The organism is Bacillus sp. JJ1521 (assembly GCF_036965165.1).
GTDB lineage: Bacteria > Bacillota > Bacilli > Bacillales > Bacillaceae_L > Ferdinandcohnia.
On the sequence record NZ_JBALOX010000168.1, the window covers coordinates 1 to 5668 of the forward strand.

Genomic DNA, 5668 nt, shown 5'->3' on the forward strand with positions numbered 1-5668 from the left:
GACATGGAACTATTGTTAGGGGGACGGTTTTTGAAGGTGTTGTGACTAGAGACAGTCAATTAACATTTTTGCCATCAGAGAAACAGATAAAAATACGGCAAATCCAGGTACATAATCAGGAAACAGAAAAAGCACAAGCGGGACAACGAGTAGCTCTAAATATTACCGGAGTTACAAAAGAGGAAATAAAACGTGGTGATGTCCTTGTTGATTCGGAAAACTATCAAGTGACAAACACCATCGACATCGCTCTACAGCTCGTTTCGACACTAGCAGTCCCGCTTAAACAGCGCTCTCCCGTTAAACTGCATGTTGGAACGACAGAAGCTTACGGAAAAATTGTCTTTTTTGATCGAAATGAAGCCAAAGAATCAGCTGAAGAAATACTTTGTCAGATTCGATTAGAGGAAGAAATTTTCGTTCGCCGTGGGGACAGATTTATTTTACGAAGACCTACTCCAGTTGAAACACTTGGTGGGGGATGGATTATTCAGCCTGCTGCGCAGAAATACCGATTTGGTGAAGAAACGATCACTATGCTCAAAAAACAATTGGAAAGTTCACCTTCAGAAATTTTGGATGATTTGCTTTTTAAAAACCAACAATTATCAAAACTTCAACTAATCCAGCTTTCCTCATTACAAGAGGATGAAGTAGACGAGATTGTATCAGCCGGTCTTAAATCGGGTAAATACATCGAAATCTCTGAAAATGTCTATAGCTTAATAAGAACGATCGCTAAACTTAATGAAATTATCTTAAATAAATTAAAAGATTATCACAAAGAATTTCCTTTACGAATAGGTATGAGTAAAGCCCAACTTCTTCAAGTGCTTGGTCAAAATAAAAATTTAATTGAGTTCTGTATAATTGAACTGTTACAAACCAATGAAATGAAAAAACAAGACCAATATTTATCACTATCAAGCTTTAACCCGAGTCTTTCTAAAGGTCCTATGGAGGTAGTTGCTTCGTCACTAATCAATGACGGTATCCAGCCTAAAAAATGGATAGATTATATTTATCAGGGTAACCTTTCGAATCAAGCAGCAAACGAACTTAAGACATATCTATTAAAAACGAATCAAGCATTCTTACTGAACGAGGAAACATTGATTCACAAAAACGCCTTCGACAAAGCTGTTGATGTATTAAAAGCAGAAACAGCTGAAACTTTTAGCTTGTCAGAGGCAAAAGAAATACTTTCACTCTCTCGTAAATATCTCATTCCTTTCCTAGAATTACTTGATGATCAGAAACTTACAATTCGTGAAGAAGGGAATCGAGTTTGGATAAATAAATAGGAGGTATTCATGATGTACAAGGTATCTATCTAATTTTACATGCAGTGAAACTACGCACCAAAAGCCGCAGGTCTTGCGGAAAAACTATTCATACATTTTAGACACAATATTTCTAACTTCGAACTCATTCCTTCCTCAGGTGGGGTATTTGAAGTGACTGTAAATGGGGAGAAGGTCTTCTCAAAAAAAGAAATTGGCCGATTCCCAACACCAGAAGAAATCATATCAACAATGGAACAAGCGTAGGATGCCTTTTTACATGGCATCTTTTTTTGCTACTTATACCTACTTAACCCTAAGGAAATACTAATAAGAAAACTCTTTAAATAGGTGAAAAATATGAAAATCCTATGCATTGATGGTGGCGGAATTCGCGGAGTCTATGCGGTTGCCATTTTACGTGCGATAGAAAAAGAATATAAACAACCCATTTCTGATATGTTTGATATGATTGCAGGAACAAGTACAGGTTCGATTATCGCTGCTTCTGCAACGCTAGAACTGGACATGGGGGAGGTACAAGAAAGCTATATCAAATATGGTGAAAAGATATTTACAAAACAGTCGAAAATAGGCTTTCTAAAAAGTGTCTACAGTGATCGATATTTACGACACTATATTCAAGAAGCGTTCGGAGAAATAACATTGTTTGATATAAGAAAACCTTTGCTAATCCCAACAGTTGATATTACTCATGGAAAACCATTTGTCCACCGAACAAATTATGGAAATGCTGAACAGGACGACCATTCTATTAAGCTTTGGGATGCCGTTCTTTCATCATGTTCAGCACCCGTCTTTTTCCCACCAAATAATATTAAAAATAACTATTTAGCAATTGATGGTGGACTTTGGGCAAATAATCCATCGCTCGTTTGTATCACCGAGGCTCAACACCATTTTAAAAAGGATTTAACGGACATTCAAATAATGTCGATTGGGACTGGACTACAAAAAATTGATTTTTCAATTGAAACGAAGAATAAGTGGGGCGTAACTCAATGGCTGCCATTCCATCTACCATCGATGAAAATGACACCGAAGTTATTAGATCTTGCCCTGCATCTATCATCAGAATCTATAACCTATCATTGCCAGCATTTACTTGGTGGTAACTATTTTCGAATTAACGAAGACCTTGGCCAGGAGGTCCCATTTGACGCCCTTGAATATGTCGATTTTCTAGTTAGGCTCGCAGACCAAACGTTTCAAAAACATAAAGAGGAAATAGTTCTATTTTTGAACAAAGAAATATCGAATTGATTGACAGAGAATAAAAAATATGATATTTAAAAATTGGGTGTTAGCACTCCGAGGTTGTGAGTGCTAATCAAAATCATCATATTTTTTTATCAGAAAGGGGAACTAGGTATGTCTAAGAAACAGTTTAAAGCAGAATCTAAAAGGTTATTAGAAATGATGATCAACTCCATTTATTCGCAGCGAGAAGTATTTTTACGAGAGTTAATTTCAAACTCCAGCGATGCAATTGATAAGATCTATTATAAGGCGTTAACTGATGACCGCTATCAATTTGATAAGGACAGCTATTTCATCAAAATCGTAGCTGATAAAGAAAACAGAACCCTTACCATTTCAGATACTGGTATTGGTATGACTAAGGAAGAACTTGAAACAAACCTAGGAACAATTGCAAAAAGTGGTTCACTAGCTTTTAAAAACGAAACTGAAATCAAAGACGGACATGATATCATTGGACAATTCGGTGTCGGGTTTTACGCAGCTTTTATGGTGGCTGATGTGGTGACTGTTATTAGTAAAGCACTTGGCAGTGAAGAAGCGTACAAATGGGAATCGAAAGGTGCCGATGGATACTCGATTGAAACTGTGGAAAAAGCGACTGTTGGAACTGATATTATTTTAAAAATCAAGGAAAACATTGAAGACGAATCCTATGATGAATTTTTAGAGGAATACCGCTTAAAATCAATCATCAAAAAATATTCAGATTTCATCCGCTATCCAATTAAGATGGACGTAACTACTAGCAAGCTTAAAGAGGGAAGCGAATCTGAATATGAAGAGGTAACTGAAGAACAAACCCTAAACAGCATGGTTCCTATATGGCGTAAGAACAAAAGTGAGCTAACTGATGAAGACTATGAAAAATTTTATAATGAAAAGCATTATGGATTTGATAAGCCTTTAAAGCATATTCATATTAGTGTTGACGGAACAATCCGCTACAATGCCATTTTGTATATTCCTGAAAATATTCCATTTGATTATTACTCAAAGGAATATGAAAAGGGACTCGAACTCTACTCAAATGGCGTTTTAATTATGAACAAATGCGCAGACCTACTTCCAGATTATTTTAGCTTTGTAAAAGGATTGGTAGATTCTGAGGATTTATCGCTTAATATTTCAAGAGAAATGCTTCAGCAGGATCGCCAATTAAAGCTAATTTCGAAAAACATCAATAAAAAAATCAAAAGCGAATTACAAAGCATGTTAAAAAATGAACGTGAAAAATACGAGAAGTTCTATGATAGCTTTGGTCGCCAGTTAAAATTTGGTGTGTACAGTGATTTCGGAAGTAACAAAGAGACACTCAAAGATTTATTACTGTTCTATTCTTCAAAAGAGAAAACGCTTGTTACATTAGATGAATATGTTTCAAGAATGCCCGAGGATCAAAAATACATTTATTATGCTACAGGTGATTCTGTTGAACGCATCGATAAACTACCACAAACCGAATTAGTTACTGATAAGGGCTATGAAATTCTTTATTTCACTGAGGATATTGATGAGTTTGCGATTAAAATGCTTATGAATTATAAGGAAAAGGAATTCAAATCCGTATCAAGCAGTGATTTAGGCTTTGAACCAAATGAAAGTGACAAAGTAACAGAAGAAGAGCAAAGCGAAAACAAAGAGCTATTTGAATACATGAAAAATGCATTAGCTAATAAGGTAACCGATGTGAGAATTTCTAAACGTCTAAAAACACATCCAGTTTGCTTATCAACCGATGGTGAAATCTCTATCGAAATGGAGAAAATTTTGAATGCAATGCCTGACAATCAAAATATTAAGGCTGATAAAGTGTTAGAAATTAACGTCCATCATGAGGTTTTCCAATCATTAAAAAATGCATTTGAAACTGATAAAACGAAGCTAGATTTGTACACTCACTTATTGTACAACCAAGCATTATTAATCGAAGGTCTACCAATTCAAGACCCAGTTGAATTTACAAATGATATTTGCAAGATTATGGTCTAACAAAAAAGCAACAGTCCGTAATAATGGGCTGTTGCTTTTCTTAGCTTATTGATCATTTAATAAAATATCAACTTTAAGTAATGCTTCACAGGCTGCATCAAGTTTTTCAATGGAATCCGCCTCAATTGTATGTAGGTGCACTCCATTCGTCAATAATGATAGAAGGGAGGCATTGGTTTCAGATAATTTTTCAATAAAACGTTTCACCTCAAACCGATTCCTTATCATTAACGACCCCGTAATATCCCCATATACAGGATGCTCAACAACCACATCCCGAACAGTCACACCGTGATCAACCAAGATATTAAGCTCATCAGCAGTTTGCTCAGAAGTATGTTTTACCGCAATAATTCTTGAAATGGTATCACTTTTTGATGGCTCCTGCAAATAGATATATCCCTGGCTAGTAGCAACAATTGGCTCATTTTTCGCTTTTAATAATGAAATATCCTGAACGATTACCTGGCGGCTCACATTTGCTCGTTTTGATAGTTCCTCACCAATGATCGGGGTAGGGCTTTCCTTCAACCATTTAATAATCGATTCTCTCCGTTTTTCCCCCAATAGTTTTTTATCTGTACTCATTTTTTTCACTCCAATTAAAGCTATAAGAGACTTCTTTTTTATATAGTTTACCAACAAGTTCTTTACAGCACAATTCTTGTAATTGCAAAAAAACAGCCCTGATTCAGAAATGAACCGGGCTGTTTTTAAATAGGGTTAAAAAAGATTAAATTTTCATAACTCCACCAGTGCTAGCATTTGTAACGAGTTTTGAGTAGCGAGCTAGATAGCCTTTTTTCACTTTTGGTTCAAAGCCTTTCCACTCTGCTTTACGTTTTTCAAATTCTTCATCAGAGATTTCTAATGTTATTTTACGATTATTTAAATCAAGCTCAATCATGTCACCATCTTGAACGAACGCGATTGGACCACCTTCAGCAGCTTCTGGAGAGATATGTCCGATTGAGATACCTCTTGATGCACCTGAGAAACGTCCGTCTGTAATTAAGCCAACTTTTGCTCCAAGACCTCTACCAACGATTTGAGATGTTGGTGCAAGCATTTCTGGCATTCCAGGACCACCCTTAGGGCCTTCATAGCGAATG

Annotated in this window: 4 protein-coding genes and 2 pseudogenes; 4 read left to right on the forward strand and 2 right to left on the reverse strand. The window is 36.0% G+C overall.

Features of this window, described 5'->3' with window-relative positions:
* From V7147_RS19995 to htpG, 4 genes and pseudogenes are all read left to right on the forward strand, one after another.
* Positions 1 to 1304: SelB domain-containing protein (locus V7147_RS19995; RefSeq protein ID WP_335369572.1), on the forward strand; the 1304-nt coding region annotated here is incomplete at its 5' end.
* Positions 1305 to 1352: 48 nt separating this feature from the next.
* Positions 1353 to 1550 (forward strand): annotated as a pseudogene (locus tag V7147_RS20000) (SelT/SelW/SelH family protein); the annotation flags it as partial.
* Positions 1551 to 1643: 93 nt separating this feature from the next.
* The gene (locus V7147_RS20005) at positions 1644 to 2567 is read left to right on the forward strand and encodes a CBASS cGAMP-activated phospholipase (protein WP_335369573.1); all 924 of its coding nucleotides are present in this window, start codon (positions 1644 to 1646) and stop codon (positions 2565 to 2567) included.
* Positions 2568 to 2675: 108 nt separating this feature from the next.
* Positions 2676 to 4556: a molecular chaperone HtpG gene (htpG, locus tag V7147_RS20010; RefSeq protein WP_335369574.1), complete on the forward strand. Its 1881-nt coding sequence runs from the start codon at positions 2676 to 2678 to the stop codon at positions 4554 to 4556.
* A gap of 45 nt (positions 4557 to 4601) precedes the next feature.
* Here htpG and V7147_RS20015 read toward each other — a convergent pair whose 3' ends face one another.
* Positions 4602 to 5144 (reverse strand): transcription repressor NadR, encoded by a 543-nt coding sequence (locus tag V7147_RS20015; protein WP_335369575.1) that lies wholly within the window; start codon positions 5142 to 5144, stop codon positions 4602 to 4604.
* 145 nt (positions 5145 to 5289) lie between these two features.
* Positions 5290 to 5668: pseudogene (locus V7147_RS20020) on the reverse strand (dihydroxy-acid dehydratase domain-containing protein); the annotation flags it as partial.